At 64.4% G+C, this 18,997-nt stretch carries 16 protein-coding genes; 10 read left to right on the forward strand and 6 right to left on the reverse strand.

Annotation, left to right across the window (positions count from 1 at the left end; translation table 11 throughout):
- Nucleotides 1–77: 77 nt before the first annotated feature.
- A complete protein-coding gene (locus ACVWZ4_RS00880; RefSeq protein ID WP_456702452.1) occupies nt 78–542 on the forward strand; it encodes a nuclear transport factor 2 family protein in 465 nt (154 codons plus the stop codon).
- Here the strand turns inward: ACVWZ4_RS00880 and ACVWZ4_RS00885 are convergent.
- The 6 genes from ACVWZ4_RS00885 to ACVWZ4_RS00910 all read right to left on the reverse strand — a co-directional run bounded on the left by ACVWZ4_RS00885 (nt 539) and on the right by ACVWZ4_RS00910 (nt 8,266).
- Nucleotides 539–1,213: a spermidine synthase gene (locus tag ACVWZ4_RS00885; protein ID WP_456702451.1), complete on the reverse strand. Its 675-nt coding sequence runs from the start codon at nt 1,211–1,213 to the stop codon at nt 539–541. The genes ACVWZ4_RS00880 and ACVWZ4_RS00885 overlap by 4 nt on opposite strands.
- A 30-nt stretch (nt 1,214–1,243) precedes the next feature.
- The gene (locus ACVWZ4_RS00890; protein ID WP_456763589.1) at nt 1,244–4,480 is read right to left on the reverse strand and encodes a bifunctional cytochrome P450/NADPH--P450 reductase; all 3,237 of its coding nucleotides are present in this window, start codon (nt 4,478–4,480) and stop codon (nt 1,244–1,246) included.
- A 112-nt stretch (nt 4,481–4,592) separates the two neighbouring features.
- Entirely contained in the window at nt 4,593–5,588 is a 996-nt protein-coding gene (locus tag ACVWZ4_RS00895) for an alpha/beta fold hydrolase (RefSeq protein WP_456739655.1), read from the reverse strand.
- A 22-nt stretch (nt 5,589–5,610) separates the two neighbouring features.
- Nucleotides 5,611–7,161 carry a WS/DGAT/MGAT family O-acyltransferase gene (locus tag ACVWZ4_RS00900; protein ID WP_456702448.1) on the reverse strand — a complete coding sequence of 517 codons (1,551 nt, stop codon included), beginning with the start codon at nt 7,159–7,161 and terminating at the stop codon, nt 5,611–5,613.
- 47 nt (nt 7,162–7,208) lie between these two features.
- Entirely contained in the window at nt 7,209–8,009 is an 801-nt protein-coding gene (locus tag ACVWZ4_RS00905) for a lipase family alpha/beta hydrolase (protein WP_456739656.1), read from the reverse strand.
- Nucleotides 8,009–8,266 (reverse strand): DUF6489 family protein, encoded by a 258-nt coding sequence (locus ACVWZ4_RS00910; RefSeq protein WP_456738066.1) that lies wholly within the window; start codon nt 8,264–8,266, stop codon nt 8,009–8,011. Before ACVWZ4_RS00910 ends, ACVWZ4_RS00905 begins: the two co-directional genes overlap by 1 nt.
- A gap of 386 nt (nt 8,267–8,652) precedes the next feature.
- Between ACVWZ4_RS00910 and ACVWZ4_RS00915 the strand changes: the two genes are divergently transcribed.
- The 9 genes from ACVWZ4_RS00915 (at nt 8,653) to ACVWZ4_RS00955 (ending at nt 18,993) form a co-directional block, all read left to right on the forward strand.
- Nucleotides 8,653–10,254, forward strand: coding sequence for an ABC transporter substrate-binding protein (locus ACVWZ4_RS00915; protein ID WP_456702446.1), 1,602 nt, complete (start codon nt 8,653–8,655; stop codon nt 10,252–10,254).
- A 114-nt stretch (nt 10,255–10,368) separates the two neighbouring features.
- Nucleotides 10,369–11,349: an ABC transporter permease gene (locus ACVWZ4_RS00920; protein ID WP_456702445.1), complete on the forward strand. Its 981-nt coding sequence runs from the start codon at nt 10,369–10,371 to the stop codon at nt 11,347–11,349.
- A gap of 1 nt (nt 11,350) precedes the next feature.
- Nucleotides 11,351–12,310 carry an ABC transporter permease gene (locus ACVWZ4_RS00925; RefSeq protein WP_456739657.1) on the forward strand — a complete coding sequence of 320 codons (960 nt, stop codon included), beginning with the start codon at nt 11,351–11,353 and terminating at the stop codon, nt 12,308–12,310.
- Nucleotides 12,311–12,323: 13 nt separating this feature from the next.
- Nucleotides 12,324–13,310, forward strand: coding sequence for an ABC transporter ATP-binding protein (locus ACVWZ4_RS00930; RefSeq protein WP_456702443.1), 987 nt, complete (start codon nt 12,324–12,326; stop codon nt 13,308–13,310).
- The gene (locus ACVWZ4_RS00935) at nt 13,307–14,296 is read left to right on the forward strand and encodes an ABC transporter ATP-binding protein (protein ID WP_456739658.1); all 990 of its coding nucleotides are present in this window, start codon (nt 13,307–13,309) and stop codon (nt 14,294–14,296) included. The genes ACVWZ4_RS00930 and ACVWZ4_RS00935 overlap by 4 nt, the downstream gene beginning before the upstream one ends.
- A gap of 79 nt (nt 14,297–14,375) precedes the next feature.
- Nucleotides 14,376–16,181 carry a gamma-glutamyltransferase family protein gene (locus ACVWZ4_RS00940; RefSeq protein WP_456739659.1) on the forward strand — a complete coding sequence of 602 codons (1,806 nt, stop codon included), beginning with the start codon at nt 14,376–14,378 and terminating at the stop codon, nt 16,179–16,181.
- A 9-nt stretch (nt 16,182–16,190) separates the two neighbouring features.
- Complete coding sequence (locus ACVWZ4_RS00945) at nt 16,191–16,901, forward strand: DUF1028 domain-containing protein (RefSeq protein ID WP_456739660.1); 711 nt, start codon at nt 16,191–16,193, stop codon at nt 16,899–16,901.
- Complete coding sequence (locus ACVWZ4_RS00950; RefSeq protein ID WP_456739661.1) at nt 16,898–17,887, forward strand: ABC transporter ATP-binding protein; 990 nt, start codon at nt 16,898–16,900, stop codon at nt 17,885–17,887. Before ACVWZ4_RS00945 ends, ACVWZ4_RS00950 begins: the two co-directional genes overlap by 4 nt.
- On the forward strand, nt 17,887–18,993 hold the full coding sequence (locus ACVWZ4_RS00955; protein ID WP_456739662.1) for an ABC transporter ATP-binding protein: 1,107 nt from the start codon (nt 17,887–17,889) through the stop codon (nt 18,991–18,993). Before ACVWZ4_RS00950 ends, ACVWZ4_RS00955 begins: the two co-directional genes overlap by 1 nt.
- Nucleotides 18,994–18,997: the final 4 nt, after the last annotated feature.

The raw sequence follows: 18,997 nt of genomic DNA on the forward strand, positions 1-18,997 counted from the left end.
GCCGGTGACTCTCTTAACGCGAGCCGATGCAGGAGCTATAGAGGCTTCCCTCGATTACGATGCCTCTCGGAGTTCCCATGCATCTCATCGCTCGGTCGGCCGCAATGGCCGCCGTTTCGGTCCTCACGCTTTGCCTCGCCGGCGGCACCGCTTTTGCGGGTAGCGCGCAAGAAGAAGCCAATCGCAACGCCGTGCTGGCCTTCTACGAGAAGGGTCTCAATCAGAAAGACGTCGACGCAGCCCTCGCCTATGTCGGCGACCGTTACGTCCAGCACAATCCGAACGCGGCCGATGGACCGGAGGGTTTCCGAAAATTCATCGGCTTCCTGCGCGAAAAGTTTCCGAACTCGCACAGCGAGATCAAGCGCTCTTTCGTCGACGGCGACTACGTCATCCTGCACGTCAACGCGGTTCGCGAGCCCGGCACCAAGGGCAATGCGATCGTCGACATCTTCAAGCTGGAGAACGGCAAGATCGTCGAGCACTGGGACGTGGTTCAGCCGATCCCGGACAATCCGGCGAACAACAACACGATGTTCTAGCTTTTCTTCGCGATCCAGATCACGTGGCGAGCGCCGCCGCCTCTGCCGGTGGCGCGCACATTGACCTCGTTGACGTCGAAGCCGGCACGGCCAAGACGCTTGGTGAAGGCGGAGTTGGGTCCCGACGACCAGACAGCAAGAACGCCGCCGGCTCGCAGCGCCGCCTTCGCGGCCGTCAAACCGCTCGCACTGTAGAGCGCATCATTTCCCTTGCGGGTCAGCCCTTCCGGCCCGTTGTCGACATCGAGCAGGATGGCGTCAAACGCCGAGCTCTTGGCCCGGATCACTTCGCCGACGTCGGTCTCGCGGATGCTCACCCTGGCGTCATCGAGACTGTCGCCGAAAACTTCCGCCATCGGGCCTCGCGCCCAGGTGACGACCGCGGGCACCAGCTCGGAGACTACGATCTTCGCTTTGCTTCCGAGCACGGCAAGCGCCGCGCGCAGCGTAAAACCCATGCCGAGACCGCCGATGAGGACAGCCGGTTTTGCGACCTTCTCGATCTGTTTCGCGGCCAGCGTTGCAAGCGCGGCCTCGGAGCCCGACAGACGGTTGTTCATCAGCTCGTTGGTGCCGAGCTTGATCGAAAACTCCTTGCCGCGCCGCATCAAGCGGAGCTCTTCGTCGGAGCCGGGGATTTTGGCGGTGTCGATCTTTTCCCAGGGAATCATGGGAGTGCTTTAGCACGATCGGAAGAACAGTCACCCTCCCGCCCAGACGTCCAGCACATAGCGGTTGTTCGCGCCCATCTCCTCGATCCAGCGCGTGGCTGCGGCCGCATCGCTGCCGTTCTTTTCGCGATGGATCGCAACCAGCGCCGCCTTCACATCGGGCTCCATCTTGCCGCCGTCGCCGCAGACATAGATGATCGCGCCCTGCTCGATCAGCAGCCAGACCTTGTCCTTCTGGGCCGCGAGGACGTGCTGGACATAGGTCTTCGGCCCATCGGCGCGGGAGAACGCGGTGAAGAGCTCGGCGATGCCGCTTGCGGCGAGCGCCTTCAATTCGTCCGCGTAGAGAAAATCCTGGTCGGGATGGCGGCAGCCGAAGAACAGCATGGCCGGCCCAAGGCCGGCACCCATCGCCTTGCGCGCGGCGCGCTCCTGGAGGAAGCCGCGGAACGGCGCAAGTCCCGTGCCCGGGCCGATCATGATGATCGGTACTGATAAATCGTCGGGCAGCCGGAAACCGGCCTTGGTCTCGCGCACCGTGGCGTACATCGTATCGCCGGGGCGCCGGCTGGCAATGTAATTCGAGCAGATGCCTTTATAGACGCCGCACCCCGAAGCGGCTGGTCCCTCGACCACGCCAACCGTAACGCTGCAACGTGCCGGGTCGACCGAAGGCGAAGACGATATCGAATAGTAGCGCGGTGCCAGCAGCGAGAGCATTTCCAGATAGATGTGGAACGGCAATTCGCAGGCCGGATACTCGAGCAGCAAGTCGAACACCGATTTGCGTTTGCCCAGGATCTCACTACGGTATCGTTCGAGCATTTCAGGCTCTTCGCCAACGAAAGCCAGCAGCTTCGGCTTGGTGACCGGGCAGCGGGTGTGCTCAGCCATGATCTGGATCTGCTTCCGCGTCGCCACCTGCTGCAGCTCGACGAACTCGCTGAGCAGTCTGCCGACCGACACGGCTTCGCCGACCGGCAATTGCGCGCGGCGGCCCTCGGCGACCTTAAGCTTGATCTGATCGGCCGGCAGGAAGCCGAAGCGGCGGGCGACGGAATCCACCAGTGTCGGATCGTTGCGCGGGACGACGCTCAAGTGATCACCGACGCGGTAGCTGATATTGAGCGGCAGCCGCACCTCGATATGGCGTGTGGAGCGCTCCGATGGATTGGGGCCTGACTTGTTCTGAAGCTCGTCATTGACCAGCACTTTCATCGCGACAGCGCCGCCCTGGGCCACGATGGTATTGACAGCAGTGACCGCGACAGGCTCGATCGCATAGAGCGGATCGTCTTCGGCGGTGCGGGTGAAGTTCCAGTCGATGCCGAATTCCCTGGTCGCGACCTGGGCCGCCGCCGGGAACCACTTCTGGAACTGGCCGTCGAGATCGCTGCGCGCATCGCCCTCACCGCGCGGATAGACCGCGCGTGCGCCGTGCTTCGATAGTTGCTCGTCGATGAAGCGCGGCACCGATTGATAGGTCGCGGCCCAGTCACTGTTGCCGCAGCCGAACACGGCGTAGCGCACATTGACAAAGGCATCTTGCGGCAGATCTTCACCGAGCCACTTGACGAATTGCGTCGCATTGTCAGGCGGCGCGCCATTGTAGGAGGCGCAGATGATCAACACGCCGCCCTGCTGCGGCAGCTTGCCGACGAAATCGTCGAGCGGTCCGAGATGCACGGCAAAGCCGTTGATCTCGGCAAGATCAGCCATGCGCGTCGCGAGTTCCTCGGCCGTGCCCAGATTGGAGCCGTAAAGGACGAGCATCGGCGTGTTATGGCCGGGACGCGTGGTCGGCCGACGCGGCGCCCGCGGCGCAACAGCCACGGCCGCGACAGGCCCGCCATAGGCGCCGCGCTCGCGATCCGCCCGCGGCCGCACCTTGATCTTGAAGCCTTCCGGCTTCATCGTCAGCGTTTCCTTCAGGTGCATCTGATAGCGCCGATGGTCGATCAGCTTGAAGCGCTGGAGGATCATGCCGAGTGCAAGCGCCGCTTCGTGCATGGCGAAACCGCGGCCGATGCAGGCGCGCTGGCCGTTGCCGAATGGCTTCCACGCGTTGATCGGCCGCTTGGCCTCCGCTTCCTTGCTGAAGTTCTCGGGATCGAAAGCATCGGGATTGGGTCCCCAGACGGTGGGGTCGCGATGCAGCGCGGTTACCAGGATCGTGGTGAACGTGCCCTTCCTGAGCCTGTACTTGCCGCCACCGATGATTTCGTCATTCAACGGCGAGATGCCGTAGGCCGGCGCAGGTGGCCACAGCCGCAGCGCCTCTTTCAGGATCTGCGTGACATAGGTGAGCTCGGTCACCTGCTGGTAGGTCGGCTTCGCATTGACGTCGGGGCCCAAGACGCGATCGACCTCGTCATAGGCCTTTTTGAGAATGTCCGGGTGCTTCAGCAACGCATAGAGCGTGCAGGATAAGAGGCCGCTGGTGGTCTCGTGGCCCGCGATCAGGAACGTGTTGATCTGGTAACGGATGTTGACATCGTCCAGCTGCTCGCCGGTCGAGCGGTCGACGCCGGTCATCATCGCGGCCAGCATGTCCTTCTTGTGATCGATGGCTTCGGCGCTCTTGCGGCGCTCGGCGATGATCTCGTCGACCATCCTGTTCATGAAGTTGACGTCCTCGCCCAGTGTCTTACGCCGCTTCTGCATCCAGAGCTGCTCGAACGGCAGGCCGCGCGTCATCATGATGGTTTCGAGCGAACGCACCAGTGACTCGACGAAGGGGTGGTAGTCGCGCCGGTAGAACGAGTTGAAGCGGTAGTCGAAGCCGCAGAGGCCGATCGTGTCCAGCGTCAGCGCGGTCATGTCGTGGACGACGTCGATCTCGTCGTCGGCGTTCAGCCGCTCCCATTTGTGGACGAGCTGCTCGGCGATGTCGACCATGCTCGGATGGTAGGACTGCATGGCGCGGTTGCCGAACGGCTGCAGCAGGATGTTATGCGCCTTGCTCCAGTTCGGCTCCTTGGTGTCCGCCGTGAACAGGCCATCGCCGCCGACCGCACGCACACGCCGCAGCGCCCCGCGCACCGTCTTGTCGAAGCGCTTTTCGTCGGACAGCTCGTCGACGAGACCGTGGCCGGACACGACCACGATCGGTGAGCCCATCATGTCGAGCCAGAAGATCGGCCCGAGCTCCTTGGCCAGCCTCGTCAGATGCTGGACAGGCGCGGCCGAATCCAGCGACAGCATGTTTCCGATCACCGGCTTGGTCGGCGGCTGCGGAATCGGATCCAGACGGTTCTTGGATGACATTAAAAGTGCTTCCCCTGCCTCGGTCTTCAACGTCTTGCGAGGGAAGCGAAGCAATCCAGAAATCCGTCCGTGGACACTTTCCTGGATTGATCCGTCGCTTCGCTCCTCGCAACTAGCCAAACCGCCTTCTACGCCATTCGATCAAGACGGCGCTGACTTCTTCCGGCTTCTCCTGCTGCGTCCAATGGCCGCTATCCTTCACCAGGTATCTTTCGAGGTCCGCCACCAGCCCCTCCATGCCGTCGGCCGCCGACGGCGGCAGCACCGCGTCGTTCTCGGCCATGATCATCAGCGACGGCACGGTGATGTGGTGGTCGAGCCCTTGCGAGCGCTCCCAGTTGCGGGTGAAATTGCGGTACCAATTGATGCCGCCGGTGAAGCCGGTTTTCGTGAACGTGTCGACGAACACCTGCTTCTCCTCCGCCGTCAGGATCGGCGTCCGCGGATCGACCTTGGCATCGTAGGCCGCGATCATCTGGGGAAACGCCAGATTGGTCCTTGACGAGGCGCCGACGCCTGCGATCGGCGGCTCTCCTGATTTCTCTGCCGGCCGCGGCAGCGGCTTGCGCATGAAGGCGTCGAACGTCTGCTCGACACGGCTGCCGAAAATCCTGTCCGGTTCGCGCGCGGGATCCTGGAACTGGACGATGTACATCTGGTCGCCGAAGCGCTGGCGGAACAGCGCGATCGGATCCATCGGCGCACGGTCCCAATGCGGCGTGTTGACACCGACGACGCCGGCCGCGCGGCTGGGGTGCCGCAGCGGCATCTGCCAGACGACGAAGCCACCCCAATCGTGGCCAACGAAGATCGCCTTGTCGATGCTGAGATGATCCAGCAGGCCGACCAGATCGCCGGTCAGGTGCTCCATGTCATAGGCCTCGACCGGCTCGGGCCGATCGGTCGCCCCGTAGCCGCGCTGGTCCGGCGCGATCACACGGATGCCGGCCTCGCTCAGCGCCTTGATCTGGTGGCGCCAGGAGAAGGCGAGCTCCGGCCAGCCATGGCACAGCACCACCGGCGGCTTGTCGGTGACGGGACCCGCCTCGTAATAGCCCATGCGGATTCCGTTCGTCTGCGCGAACCTCAGCGGCGGCATTTCAATCATTGCGAACTTCCTGACAAACGACTTATTCGGCTGCGCCCTTGATGTCGGCCGCAGGCGGCGCGTAGGCCGCTTCGAGCGCGGCAAACTCCTCCGGCAGCATGTCGCACATCACCTGCACATGCGGAATGATGTTGGCACCTACGATGAAGCCGAAATCGAGCTGGTCGCGGTAGCTCTGCACGGTGATGTTGAGCGCCTGTCCGTGCGTCGAGATCGAAACCGGGAAAATGTGCAGCAGCTCGGCGCCAGCGGCGTAGAGCGTCTGCCTTGGCCCCGGCACGTTGGACACGGTGATGTTGGCCGCAGGCGGCAGCACGTCCGACAGGTCCGAACGGCTGTAGAGCAGTGCCAGGATCTGGACGATGATCGGCGCGCCCAGCATCGAGATGTTGGAGACCTGCGGCATCAAGGCTCGCAGCGGATGCGACATCTCCTTGGACTTGGTTGACTGCGCGATGATGGCCTCGAGCCGCGCCTTGGGATCCTCGATATTGGTCGCGATCGAACAGATCATGCCGAACACCTGGTTGTTGGCTTCGGTATTGCCCTCCTCGCGCAGCGAGATCGGCACAGCGGCGGTCAGCGACTTCGCCGGCAGCGTGCCGTATTGCAGGAGATAGCGCCGGACCACGCCGGAGGCGAGCGCCAGCACGACGTCATTGAGCTTGCCGCCCGCCGCCTTGGCCAGCGCCTTGGATCGCGACAGCGAGATCGACACGCCGGCAAAGCTGCGCTCCGACGAAATCGCCTTGTTGAGCATGGTCGGCGGCGACACCATGCTGGCTAGGCTCTCGCGCGACTTCGGGTCGGAGATCTTGCCGAGCACGTCGGAGACGCTCTTGACCACGGTCGGAATGTTGCCGGCGAAGCGCACCGCGCTTTCGATCTGATACATCGCGTTGTCGAACAGGATCGAACCGATGTCGCTCTTGCCGGTGCGCGGCAGTCGCAGGTTCTGGGCGGCCTTGCCGGCGTCGAGTGGCTGGTTGAACAGCTGCGCATAGGAATCGAGCAGATTGGCGGCGATGTCGCGCGGCTCCTGCCCCGGCTTCGATCCGCCGGTCGGCGGCTCGACCTTCCGCGGAATCGGCGAGATGTCGTAAATCATGTTGGTCAGGGCCGCACCGGCGCCACCATCGATGGCCGCATGATGCATCTTGGAATAGAGCCCGACCTCATTGTCCTTCATGCCCTCGAACACGTAGAACTCCCAGAGCGGGCGGGCGCGGTTCAGGAGCTTGGCATGCATCCAGCCGACGATGCGCTCGAGCGTGGCGCGGTCACGCGGCGCCGGCAGGCTGGCGCGGAAGATGTGACGGTCGATGTCGAACTGGTCGTCCTCGACCCAGGTCGGATGATCGATATCCAGCGGCGCCTTCTCGAGGCGCGCTTTCAGGATCGGCGCGATGTGCAGCCGCGAGACGATCATCGCCTTGAAGTCTTCGAAGAAGTCGCCCTTGTAGTCGTCAGGCAGACGAAAGATCGCCATGCTACCGACATGCATCGGCATCTCTGGCGTTTCCAGATAGAGAAACGACGCATCCAGCGACGAAAGCTTCTTACCGTCAGCCATAGTTCCCTCCGCTTGTGTGTGACTGGCGCCTTTGCTGGCGCTTCTCGTCAGGCCGATACTGCCCGCTCTGGCGGGGCATATGCAATGGCAAACGGCCCTGCCCGGTCGAATGGCCAGAACTCTCCCTCCGGTTGAGCCAGGCGATCTGCAACGGCCCACAACGCAGCCGGGTTCACCCCGAGCCCGACATGGCTCGCCAAATGCACCTCGATGTTCTCGGCCCGACCGGAGGCGTGCAGAAGGCAGGTACGCCAATTCACGACGCCGTCCGTGCGCGAATAGATCGAGGTCGCGGGCACGTTGAGATCGCCGGCAATCGCTGCGCGCTGCTCGGCGAAATCCTCGACCCGCTCGCCTGACAATGCCTCGTAGAGCGCGGTCGCGTTGGTCGCCCGCACGTCATTGGCGAAGGGGCTGCCAAGCGTGATCACGGACCGGACCATGTCCGGCGCATGGAGCGCGAGGTCACGGGCATAGACGCCGCCGAGACTCCATCCGACCAGGCTGACTTTCCTTCCACTGGCCGCGTGGATTTCGACGAGGCGGGCGCGAAGGACGTCCCGCATCCGCGCCAATCCGCCGAGATTGCGGCCCATCCGCCAGGCGTGGGGCTCATAGCCGAGTTCGCCGAGATAGCGCCGCATCGGCGCCATCGAGAGATCGCTGGCAAGAAAGCCCGGCAGCGCCAGCACCGGATGGCCGTCGCCCCTTGGCGCGCGCATCAGCAGCGGCGACAGCAGGAGGCTGGCGTTGAGTTCAAACAGCCCTCGGGCCTCGGCAAGCAACAGGCCAAGGCTCGGCGGACGAAGCCGGCCCGGCGGCTGCGGCCCGTCCGGCCCTGATGTCATTACTTCTTCTTGTCGCCGCTGCGCGGGCCACCGAGACCGGCCATGGTCACGAACATGTCCTGAAATCGTTCCGCGAGCTTGGGATCAAAGGTAAACCAGCTCTGGATCAGCGATTCCGGCGAGACCTTGTCGATGTTGCTCAGGACCTGCTGCTGCAGCTTGTCCATGACCGCCGTCTGCATCGGCGATACATCGGGCAATCCGAAGAACTGGCGGGCCTCGAGGGGAGTGCAGTCGATTTCGATGTTAACTTTCATGTCCCCTCCGGATGAGATTCGAGTGGCCTTACACAGTATCGCCGCGACATGGTCTGCGACGCAAGCGACCTGAGACGCGGGGCTGGGCGCCGTCTTCCGCAATCAGGGCATATGGTCAATCAAATCGCTCCGCCCCGATCGCGCGCCGCCGGGCCGCCGCAGAGGCTATTCCCGCCCCATTTTCGAGACCTCGCGGTCGAAAGTCGAATGTCGCCCGCGCGCCTCTCGCGCCAAAATGCCTGTCAGCATTGCTGCACAGCGGTGCAACTTGGCGCGTTCCTTGCTGGAATGGCGCTTGCACGGGTCGAGAACTCTGGGCAACATGGATCGATCAGCCCCGCCGAACAATCAAAAATGACGGCGCGGGTGAGTGGAGAGGGTCAAGAATGTCAGTCGGACGAAGTCTTTTTGCGGCGACGCTCGCCGCTGTGCTTGCGTTGGCAGTTTCGCCGGCGTCGAGCCAGACGCTGCGCTACGCCAACCAGGGCGAGCTGAAGTCGCTCGACCCCTACACACTCAACGAGTCGACCACCAGCGCGCATCTGGGCCACGTCTATGAGGGCCTGGTCGCCCGCGGCAAAGACCTGAAGGTCATCCCGGCGCTGGCCGAAAGCTGGGAGACGCCGGAGCCGACGCGTTGGCGCTTTCACCTCCGCAAGGGCGTCAAATTCCACAACGGTGACCCCTTCACCGCCGATGACGTGGTGTTCTCGGCCGAGCGCGTCCGAGCGAAAGGCTCGAACTTCCAAAGCCGCGTTCCCGCCGATGCCAAGGTCATCAAGGTCGACGATTACACCGTCGATTTCGTCCTGACCTCGCCCAACCCCATCCTGACCGCGCTGTGGGCGACCTGGTATATCATGGACAAGAAATGGGCAGAGGCGAACGATGCGGTGGCACCGACGCCCGCAGCCGCGACAACCCCGAGCTATGCCTCGCTGCATGAAAACGGCACCGGTCCCTTCACGATCGAGAGCCATCAGCCGGGTGTGAAGACCGTCTTCAAGGCCAACCCGAACTGGTGGGGCAAGCCGGAACATAATCTGAAGGAAATCGTCTTTACGCCGATCGCAAACCCCGCCACGCGCGTTGCGGCGCTGTTGTCCGGCGAGGTCGACGTGATCGAGCCGGTTCCTGTCCAGGACATCGAGCGCGTCAAAGCGAGCCCCAACGCCACCGTGCTGACGGGGCCTGAACTCCGCACCATCTTCGTTGGCATGGACCAGGCGCGCGACGAACTGCTGTACTCCAACGTCAAGGGCAAGAACCCATTCAAGGACGTTCGCGTTCGCGAAGCCGTCTACCGTGCGATCGACGTCGACCTGATCAAGAATCGCGTCATGCGCGGGCTGTCCACGCCGTCCGCGTTGATGGTCGCACCCGAGATCTTTGCGATGTCGAAGGACTTCACGCGACCGAAGCTCGATCCCGACGCCGCCAAGAAGCTTCTGGCGGACGCTGGCTATCCGGATGGTTTCGAGGTGACGATGGACTGCCCGAACGATCGCTACGTCAATGACGCCGCGATCTGCCAGGCCATCGTCGGCATGCTTGCCCGCATCAACATCAAGGTAGATCTGCTGGCGCAGCCCAAGGCCCAGTATTTCGCCAAGGTGCTGAAGCCCGGTGGCTACAAGACCTCGCTGTACATGCTGGGCTGGACTCCGGATACGCTCGACTCCCATAACGTGTTGCACGACATCATGGGCTGCCGCGACGATCCCAAGGATCCTAACCGTGGCGAAGCCAATCTCGGCGGCTATTGCAACAAGCAGTTCGACGAGCTCGCCGACAAGGTGCTCGTGGAATCCGATCCGACCAAGCGCGATCTCTTGATCAAGCAGGCCTTCGAGCTCTCCATGAAGGACTGGGCCTACATCCCGCTGCACCAGCAGGCGCTCGCCTGGGGCGTGTCGAAGAAGGTGAAGCTGACCCAGCGTGCGGACAACATGGTCATGCTCTACTGGGCGACCAAGCAGGACGAGTAGGTGTCGACATGTTGTGAAGTCCCGGAAGCCATCGCTTCAAGGTCCGGCTTCCGGGACTTGCTATTTCGAGCTAACGCAATGACGCGTGCTGCTGAAGAGATGTGAAAGGAACAGATGCTCGCTTTCACACTGCGCCGGGCCATCCAGGCCATCGGCGTCATGATCGCCGTCGGAATCATCGCGTTCTCGATGTTCCGCTTCGCCGGCGATCCCGTGAACCAGATGGTCGGGATGGATACGTCGGGCGCCGAACGCGCCGCGATCCGTCAATCGCTCGGCCTCGACGATCCCGTGATCGTGCAGTTCGGCCGATATATCGGCAACGCCGCGCAATTCAAGTTCGGCGTATCCTACCAATTTCGCCTGCCGGTCACCAACCTGCTGATGGAGCGGATGCCGGCGACGCTCGAGCTGGCCATCGTTGCCACCATCTTCGCCATGGTCAGCGGCATCCTGATGGGGGTCTATTCGGCGCTTCGCCGCGACAGCTGGCTCGCGCATGTCTTCCAGGCCGTCTCGCTGATCGGCATCTCGCTGCCGACCTTCCTGATCGGCGTCCTCATGATTTACCTGTTCTCGGTGACCCTCGGCTGGCTGCCGTCCTTCGGGCGGGGAGACGTCGTGCATATCGGCTGGTGGACGACTGGCCTTCTGACCTTGTCCGGCTTGAAAGCGCTGATCATGCCCGCGATCACACTTGGCCTGTTCCAGATGACGCTGATCATGCGCCTCGTCCGCGCCGAGATGCTCGAGGTGATGCGCACCGACTACATTCGCTTCGCCCGCGCACGCGGCCTCACCACGCGGGCGATCCATTTCGGGCACGCGCTGCGCAACACGCTGGTTCCCGTGATCACCGTGGCCGGCCTGCAATTTGGCTCGGTCATTGCTTTCGCCATCATCACCGAGACGGTGTTCCAGTGGCCGGGCATGGGGCTGCTGTTCGTGCAGGCCGTTCAGAACGTCGACATCCCGATCATGGCGGCCTATTTGATGATGGTGTCCCTGATCTTCGTCACCATCAATCTCGTGGTTGATATCCTCTACACCATCGTCGATCCGCGGCTGCGCTCGACGGTCAGCCGGGCGCACTAACATGAGCGAAGCCGTCGTTCCGCACACAACCGAGCGCCCTGCGGCCCCACCCGGCTGGTTCAGGCGCGCGCTCGACAGCGACCTGTTCTATTCGTTCCGCCGGTCCAAGGTCACCATGATCGCGGCGGCCGTGACGCTGCTGTTCTTCCTGGTCGCGATCTTCGCCTCGGTGCTGTCGGTACAAAATCCGTTCGATCCGGCACAACTCCAGCTGATGAATTCGCGCATCTCGCCGCTCTGGACCTCCGACGGCCAGAGCCCATTCCTGCTCGGCACCGACGAGCAGGGCCGCGACGTGCTGTCCGCAATTCTCTATGGACTGCGCATCTCGCTGCTCGTCGGCGTGCTCGGCGTGGTCCTGTCCGGCGCGATCGGCATCCTGCTCGGGTTGACGGCCGGCTATTTCGGCGGGGCCCTCGACGGACTGATCATGCGCATCGCCGACGTACAGCTTTCGTTTCCGGCTATCCTGATCGCGCTGTTGATCAATGGCATCGCCAAATCGGTCTTGGGCAACAAGCTCGACGAGATGAGCATGTTGGCGGTCCTGGTCTTCGCGATCGGGCTGAGCTTTTGGGTGCAATACGCGCGCACGGTGCGTGGCTCGGTCCTGATCGAGAAGAACAAGGATTATGTCGCAGCCGCGCAGTTGATCGGCCTGCCCGCCCCCGTGATCATGCTGCGCCACGTGCTGCCGAACACCACGGGGCCAATCCTCGTGATCGCCACCATCAACCTCGCGCTTGCCATCATCACCGAGGCGACGCTGTCGTTCCTCGGCTCGGGCATGCCCGAGACAATGCCGTCGCTCGGCACGCTGATCCGCATCGGCAACGGCTATCTGTTTGCCGGCGAATGGTGGATCGTCGCCTTCCCCGGAATCGCGCTCGCGGCGCTGATCCTGTCGATCAACCTGCTCGGCGATTGGCTGCGCGATGCGCTCAACCCCAAACTCCGATGAGCATGCAGCGTTCATGACCGAACCCGTTCTCTCCGTCCGCAATCTCCAGGTCGAGTTCGCCTCACGACGCGGCACGCTGCGCGCCATCAATGGCGTCTCGTTCGACATCGCCAAGGGCGAAGTGCTGGGCGTCGTCGGCGAATCCGGCGCCGGCAAATCCGTCACCGGTCTTTCGGTGATCGGCCTGATCGATCCGCCCGGCCGCATCGCCGGCGGCGAGATTCGCCTCGCGGGCCTGCGCATCGACAATCTGCCTCCGGAGGAGATGCGCCGCGTTCGTGGAAAGCGCATCGGCATGATCTTCCAGGATCCGCTGACCTCGCTCAATCCGCTGTACAAGGTCGGCGACCAGATCGTGGAGACGATCCGGACCCATCTCAATCTCTCCGAACAGGCCGCCCGCCGCCGGGCCATCGATCTGCTCGCCGAAGTCGGCATCCCCGCCCCGGAAAAGCGCATCGACGGCTATCCCCACGAATTCTCCGGCGGCATGCGCCAGCGCGTGGTGATTGCACTCGCGATCTGCGCCGAGCCGGAGCTGATCATTGCGGATGAGCCCACCACCGCACTCGATGTCTCCGTGCAGGCGCAGATCATCTCGCTGATCAAGCGGCTCGGGCGCGACCACGGCACCGCCGTGATGCTGGTGACCCACGACATGGGCGTGATCGCCGAGACCTCCGACCGCGTCGCGGTGATGTACGCCGGCCGGGTCGCCGAGATTGGCCCCGTGCAGGACGTCGTCAGGAACCCGCTGCATCCCTATGCCAAGGGCCTGATGGGCGCGATCCCGACACTGGCCGGCGACGACAAGCGCCTGGTGCAGATCCCGGGCTCGATGCCGCGCCTGTCGGCGATCCCGCGTGGCTGCGCGTTCAATCCGCGCTGCGACTCCGCCTTCGATCGTTGCCGGGTGGAACGGCCGGAGCCGCTGTCGCACGGGACGCAATCGGTTGCCTGTCATCTTTATGACAGCGAGCCGGCGGAGACCGCAGCATGAGCACGCCTTTCGTCCAGGCCACAAATCTGCGCCGCGTCTTCGACGTCTCTAAACCCTGGCTCAACCGCGTCCTCGAAGGTGGGCATCTTGAGTATCTCAAGGCCGTCGATCACGTCACCTTCGACATCAAAAAAGGCGAAACCTTTGCGCTGGTCGGCGAGTCCGGCTCGGGGAAAACCACCGTGGCGCGCATGGTCGTCGGGCTGCTGCCGCCAAGCTCCGGCGACGTCCTGATCGACGGCGTCTCGATGACCGATCCGCGGCAAGGCCACGCGCGCCGAAGGCTGCGCCGCCGCATCCAGATGATCTTCCAGGATCCCTATGCCAGCCTGAACCCGCGCTTCCGGGTCGACGCCATCATCTCGGAGCCGATCCGTGCCTTCGACCTGATCCAGGGGGAGCGCGACGTCCAGGCGCGCGTCGGCGAGCTCCTGACTCTCGTCGGCTTGCATCCCGACGACCGGTTGAAATTCCCGCACGAGTTCTCGGGCGGCCAGCGCCAGCGCATCGCGATCGCGCGCGCTCTTGCCTCCGACGCCGAATTCATCGTCTGCGACGAACCGACTTCGGCGCTCGACGTCTCCGTGCAGGCGCAGATCCTGAACCTGATGCGCGATCTCCAGGACAAGTTCGGCCTGACCTATTTGTTCATCAGCCACAACCTCGCCGTGGTCCGCCACATGGCGAGCCGGGTGGGTGTGATGTATCTCGGCCGCATCGTCGAGATCGCGGAAGGGCGCGAGCTGTTCACCCGTCCGCGCATGCCGTACACCAAGATGCTGCTCGGCGCCGTGCCTGATCTTGCCATGAGCGGCCGCCAGCGCATTCCGGTGAAGGGCGAGATCCCGAACCCGATCAATCCGCCGCCTGGCTGCGCCTTCAACCCGCGCTGTCCGCTGGCGTTCGACCTCTGCCGCAAGGAGACTCCGGAATTGATCGACGGCGTCGCCTGCCATGCGGTGAACACCGCGCCGGTCCCGGCATAACGCGCCCGTGCCATGCGGCGCACGCATTGGCGGCACGGCATGGCCTGTGATCAATTGCGCGCCGCAGATGAGGTAGCCCATGGCCAGCAACGTCAATCCGGATCCCTTCACAACGCGGCCCGAGATCGAGGGCACGTTCGGCGTCGTTGCCACGACCCACTGGATCGCGACCGCCATAGGCATGTCCATCCTGGAAAAGGGCGGCAACGCATTCGACGCCGGGGTCGCCACCGCGTTCACGCTTCAGGTGGTCGAGCCGCATCTGAATGGCCCCGGCGGCGATGTGCCTGTTATCGTGCATGACGCGAGGCGCGGCTGCACCGAGGTGATCTGCGGCCAGGGCCCGGCGCCGGCGCGCGCCACCATTGCCCATTACAAGAGCGAAGGCCTCGACATGGTGCCCGGCACCGGCCTGCTTGCGGCCTGCGTCCCCGGCACTTTCGAATCCTGGATGATGCTGCTGCGGGACTACGGCACGATGCGTGTGCGCGACGTGCTGGAGCCAGCGATCTCCTACGCACGCGACGGCTATCCGCTGGTCGAGCGCGCTTGCGCCACGATCCGGACCGTCGAGCAATTGTTCCGCAAGCACTGGCCGACCTCCGCCGCGGTCTACCTGCCGAACGGCGAGGTCCCGAAGCCCGGCACGATCTTCACCAACAAGACGCTGGCTGCGACCTACACCCGCATTCTCAACGAGGCCGAGAGCGGCGGCGGTGGGCGCGAGACCGAGATCGAGCGCGCGCGGAAATCATGGTCGCAGGGTTTTGTCGCGGAAGCCATCGACAAATTCTGCCGGACGCAGGAGGTGATGGACGTCAGCGGCTCGCCGCATCGCGGCGTGCTCTCGGCCGACGACATGGCGCGCTGGCAGCCAACGATCGAGGCGCCCCTCACCTACAACTATGGCCGTTACACCGTCTGCAAGGCCGGCGTCTGGAGCCAGGGGCCGGTGACGCTGCAGCAGCTCGCGCTACTCAAGGGATTCGCGCTGGACGGGCTCGACCCGACCGGGCCGGAATTCATCCATCTCCAGATCGAATGCGCCAAGCTTGCCTTCGCCGACCGCGAAAAATTCTACGGCGATCCGAAGTTCTCGGACATCCCGATAGAGACACTACTATCGGATGGCTACAACGACCAGCGCCGCAAGCTCGTCACCGAGAAGGCCTCGCTCGATTTCGTCCCCGGCACCGTCGAAGGCTTCGGCGGCGTGGTCAAGCTGCGCCGCGCCGACGGCCAGCGCGAAGCGGTCGGCGCGCTCGGCGCCGGCGAGCCGACCGTCGGACGCTTCGGCGAGGTGCGCGGTGACACCGTGCATTTCGACATCGTCGACAAGGCTGGCAACATGGTGTCCTCGACGCCTTCGGGCGGTTGGCTGCAATCCTCGCCAATCATTCCCGAGCTCGGCTTCTGCCTCGGCAGCCGTGCGCAGATGTTCTGGCTCGAGGAAGACCATCCCGGCTCGCTCGCCCCGGGCAAGCGGCCACGCACCACGCTGTCGCCGACCATGGCATTGCGTGACGGCGAGCCGTATCTCGCCTGGGGGTCGCCCGGCGGCGACCAGCAGGATCAATGGATCACGCAGTTCTTCCTGCGCCATGTCCATTGCAACCTCAATCTCCAGGAGGCGATCGACGCCCCGGCCTGGCACTCCGAGCACTTCCCGACCTCGTTCTGGCCGCGCACCGCACGTCCGGGTGTGCTCGTGGTCGAGAACCGCGTGCCCAAAGCGACGGTCGAGAACCTTCGCGAGCGCGGACATATCGTCGAGGTCGGCCCCGACTGGTCAGAGGGCCGCCTCACCGCGGCCTCGCGCGTCGGCGTGCGCCGCCGCGCCGCCGCCAATCCGCGGGGCATGCAGGGTTACGCCGCGGGACGCTGAAGGCAACACATGACCTGGTCGATCATCGCGCGAGACCCTGCCACCGGCCAGTTCGGCATCGCCGTTGCGACCCGCTTCTTCGCCGTCGGCGCGCGCGTGCCCTATATCGCGGCGGGCTTCGGCGCGATCGCGACCCAGGCCTTCGTCAACCCCTATTACGGCATCGACGGCGTCAAGTTGCTGCGCGAGGGCCTGAACGCTCACGATGTCCTCGCCACACTGCTCGCGTCCGATGACGGCCGCGAAAGCCGGCAGATCCACATCATGGATGCGAGCGGCGCGATCGCCGCGCATACCGGGCGCGACTGCGTCGATTGGTGCGGGCACATACGAGGCAGCGGCTTTTCGATCGCCGGCAATATGCTCGCGGGCCCCGACGTCCCAGCCGAAACAGCGAAGACTTATATCGCCAATGACAGCCTGCCCTTTCCGCGCCGGCTGCTGGCGGCGATGCGCGCGGGCGAAGCTGCCGGCGGCGACAAGCGTGGCAAGCAGTCCGCGGCGCTGCTGATCCATGGCGAGGAGGAATGGCCGGCGCTGGACATCCGCGCCGACGACCATCCCGACCCGCTCGGCGAACTCGACCGCCTCGAACGCGTCAGTCACGAGCTCTGGGTTCACTTCCGCTCGTCCATGCCGACGCGGCAGAACCCGGCCGGCAATACCGACCGCAGCGTCATCGAGGCCCGCATCAAAGCGGCGCAGGCAAGGCAAGCATGAGCGCGAGCCCCCTCCTCGAGATCAAGGATCTGCGCATCCGCTTTCACGGCGACGACGGCCGCATCACCCATGCGGTCGACAGCCTCGATCTCAGCGTGGCCAAGGGTGCGACGCTCGGCCTTGTCGGCGAATCCGGCTGCGGCAAGAGCGTGACTTCGCTGGCAATCATGGGCCTGCTGCCGAAGCACAGCGCCGAGATATCGGGCGCGATCCGCTTCGACGGTTTTGACCTGCTGAAGACACCGGACCAGACGCTGCGCGGCTTGCGCGGCAACCGGCTCGCGATGATCTTTCAGGAGCCGATGACCTCTCTCAATCCGAGTTTTACGATCGGCGACCAGATCATCGAGACGATCTTGCGCCACCGTGGCGGCGCCCGAAAGGGTGCGCGCGAGCGGGCAATCGAGCTGCTGCGGCGGGTCCATATCCCCTCGCCCGAACGGCGCATCGACGAATATCCCCACAAGCTCTCAGGCGGCATGCGCCAGCGCGTCATGATCGCAATGGCGCTGGCCTGCGACCCGCAACTGCTGATCGCGGATGAGCCAACCACCGCGCTCGACGTCACGTTGCAGGCCCAGATCCTGGAGTTGATGCGCGAGCTGAAGGCGGCGAGCGGCGCCGCCATCATCCTTATCACCCACGATCTCGGCGTCGTCGCCGAAGTCTGCGACGAGGTCGCGGTGATGTATGCCGGCGAGATCGTCGAGCGCGCCCCTGTCGACGAATTGTTCGCGGCGCCGCAGCATCCCTACACCGTCGGCCTGCTTGGCTCGATCCCGCGGCTCGACCATCGCGCCGAGCAACTGGCGACCATTGAAGGCATGGTGCCGAACATGGCACAGCCGCCCGCCGGCTGCCGCTTCGCCGCGCGCTGTCCCTTCGTGCTGGAGGCCTGCACAAAGGCGCCGCCGCCACTGATGGCCGTCAGCCCCGGCCACGTCTCGCGCTGCATCCGCGCACCGCTCGAACTGCTGGTGACGTGATGGCGCTGCTCGAAGTCGACGGCCTGGTCAAGCATTTCGTCGCCGGGCGCTCGTTGTTCGGCCGGGCCCGGGCGCATGTCAAAGCCGTCGATGGCGTGTCGTTCTCGCTCGAAGCCGGCAAGACGCTTGCCTTGGTCGGTGAGTCCGGTTGCGGCAAATCGACCGTCAGCCGCCTGGTGCTGCGGTTGATCGAGCCGGATGCAGGCAGCGTGCGGTTCGACGGCCGCGACCTGCTCTCGCTCGACGCCGATGCGCTCCGAAAATTCCGCCGCGAGGCCCAGATCATCTTCCAGGATCCCTACGCCTCGCTCAATCCACGCATGACCGTCGGCCAGGTCCTGACCGAACCGCTCGCGCTCCACGATCTCGTGCCGCCGGCACAGCGGCGCGAGCGCGTCGCGGAGCTATTGCGGCTCGTCGGCCTGGAGCCGCGGCTGGCGCGGCGCTATCCGCACGAGTTCTCCGGCGGCCAGCGCCAGCGTATCGCCATCGCGCGCGCGCTGGCGGTCGAGCCAAAACTGATCATCTGCGACGAGCCGGTCTCGGCACTCGACGTCTCGATCCGTTCGCAGATATTGAATCTCCTGCGCGAACTACAGGACCGGCTCGGCCTCGCCTACATCTTCGTCTCGCACGACCTCGCCGTGGTCAAGCACATCGCCGACCGCGTCGCAGTGATGAATCTCGGCTGTATCGTAGAAGAGGCCGATGCGGACGAGTTGTTCGCCGAGCCACGCCATCCCTACAGCCGTGCCCTGTTGTCCGCGATCCCCCTGCCGCAACCTCGCGCCAGGCGCGCGAAGGCCGTGCTGCAAGGCGAGATCCCGAGCGCGCTCAATCCGCCGGCGGGCTGTCGTTTCCATACCCGCTGCCCGTTCGTGATCGCGCGTTGCTGCACCGAGGCGCCCCCGTTGGCGGCCGACGGCGCAGGCCACGCCACCGCCTGCCATCGCGTCGATGAGTTGCCCCCAGCCGACGCCATCCTGCCGGCTGCGGCCGGATTTACGCCGGCGCTGGCGAAATTGGTCGCAGCTTTCAGCCGAAAGACGGAAGGCGCGGCCCCCTCGGGTGTTGGTATACAGAGTGCAAGGCCTACGACGACGTAGCCGG

This window comes from Bradyrhizobium sp. USDA 4472, assembly GCF_054058595.1.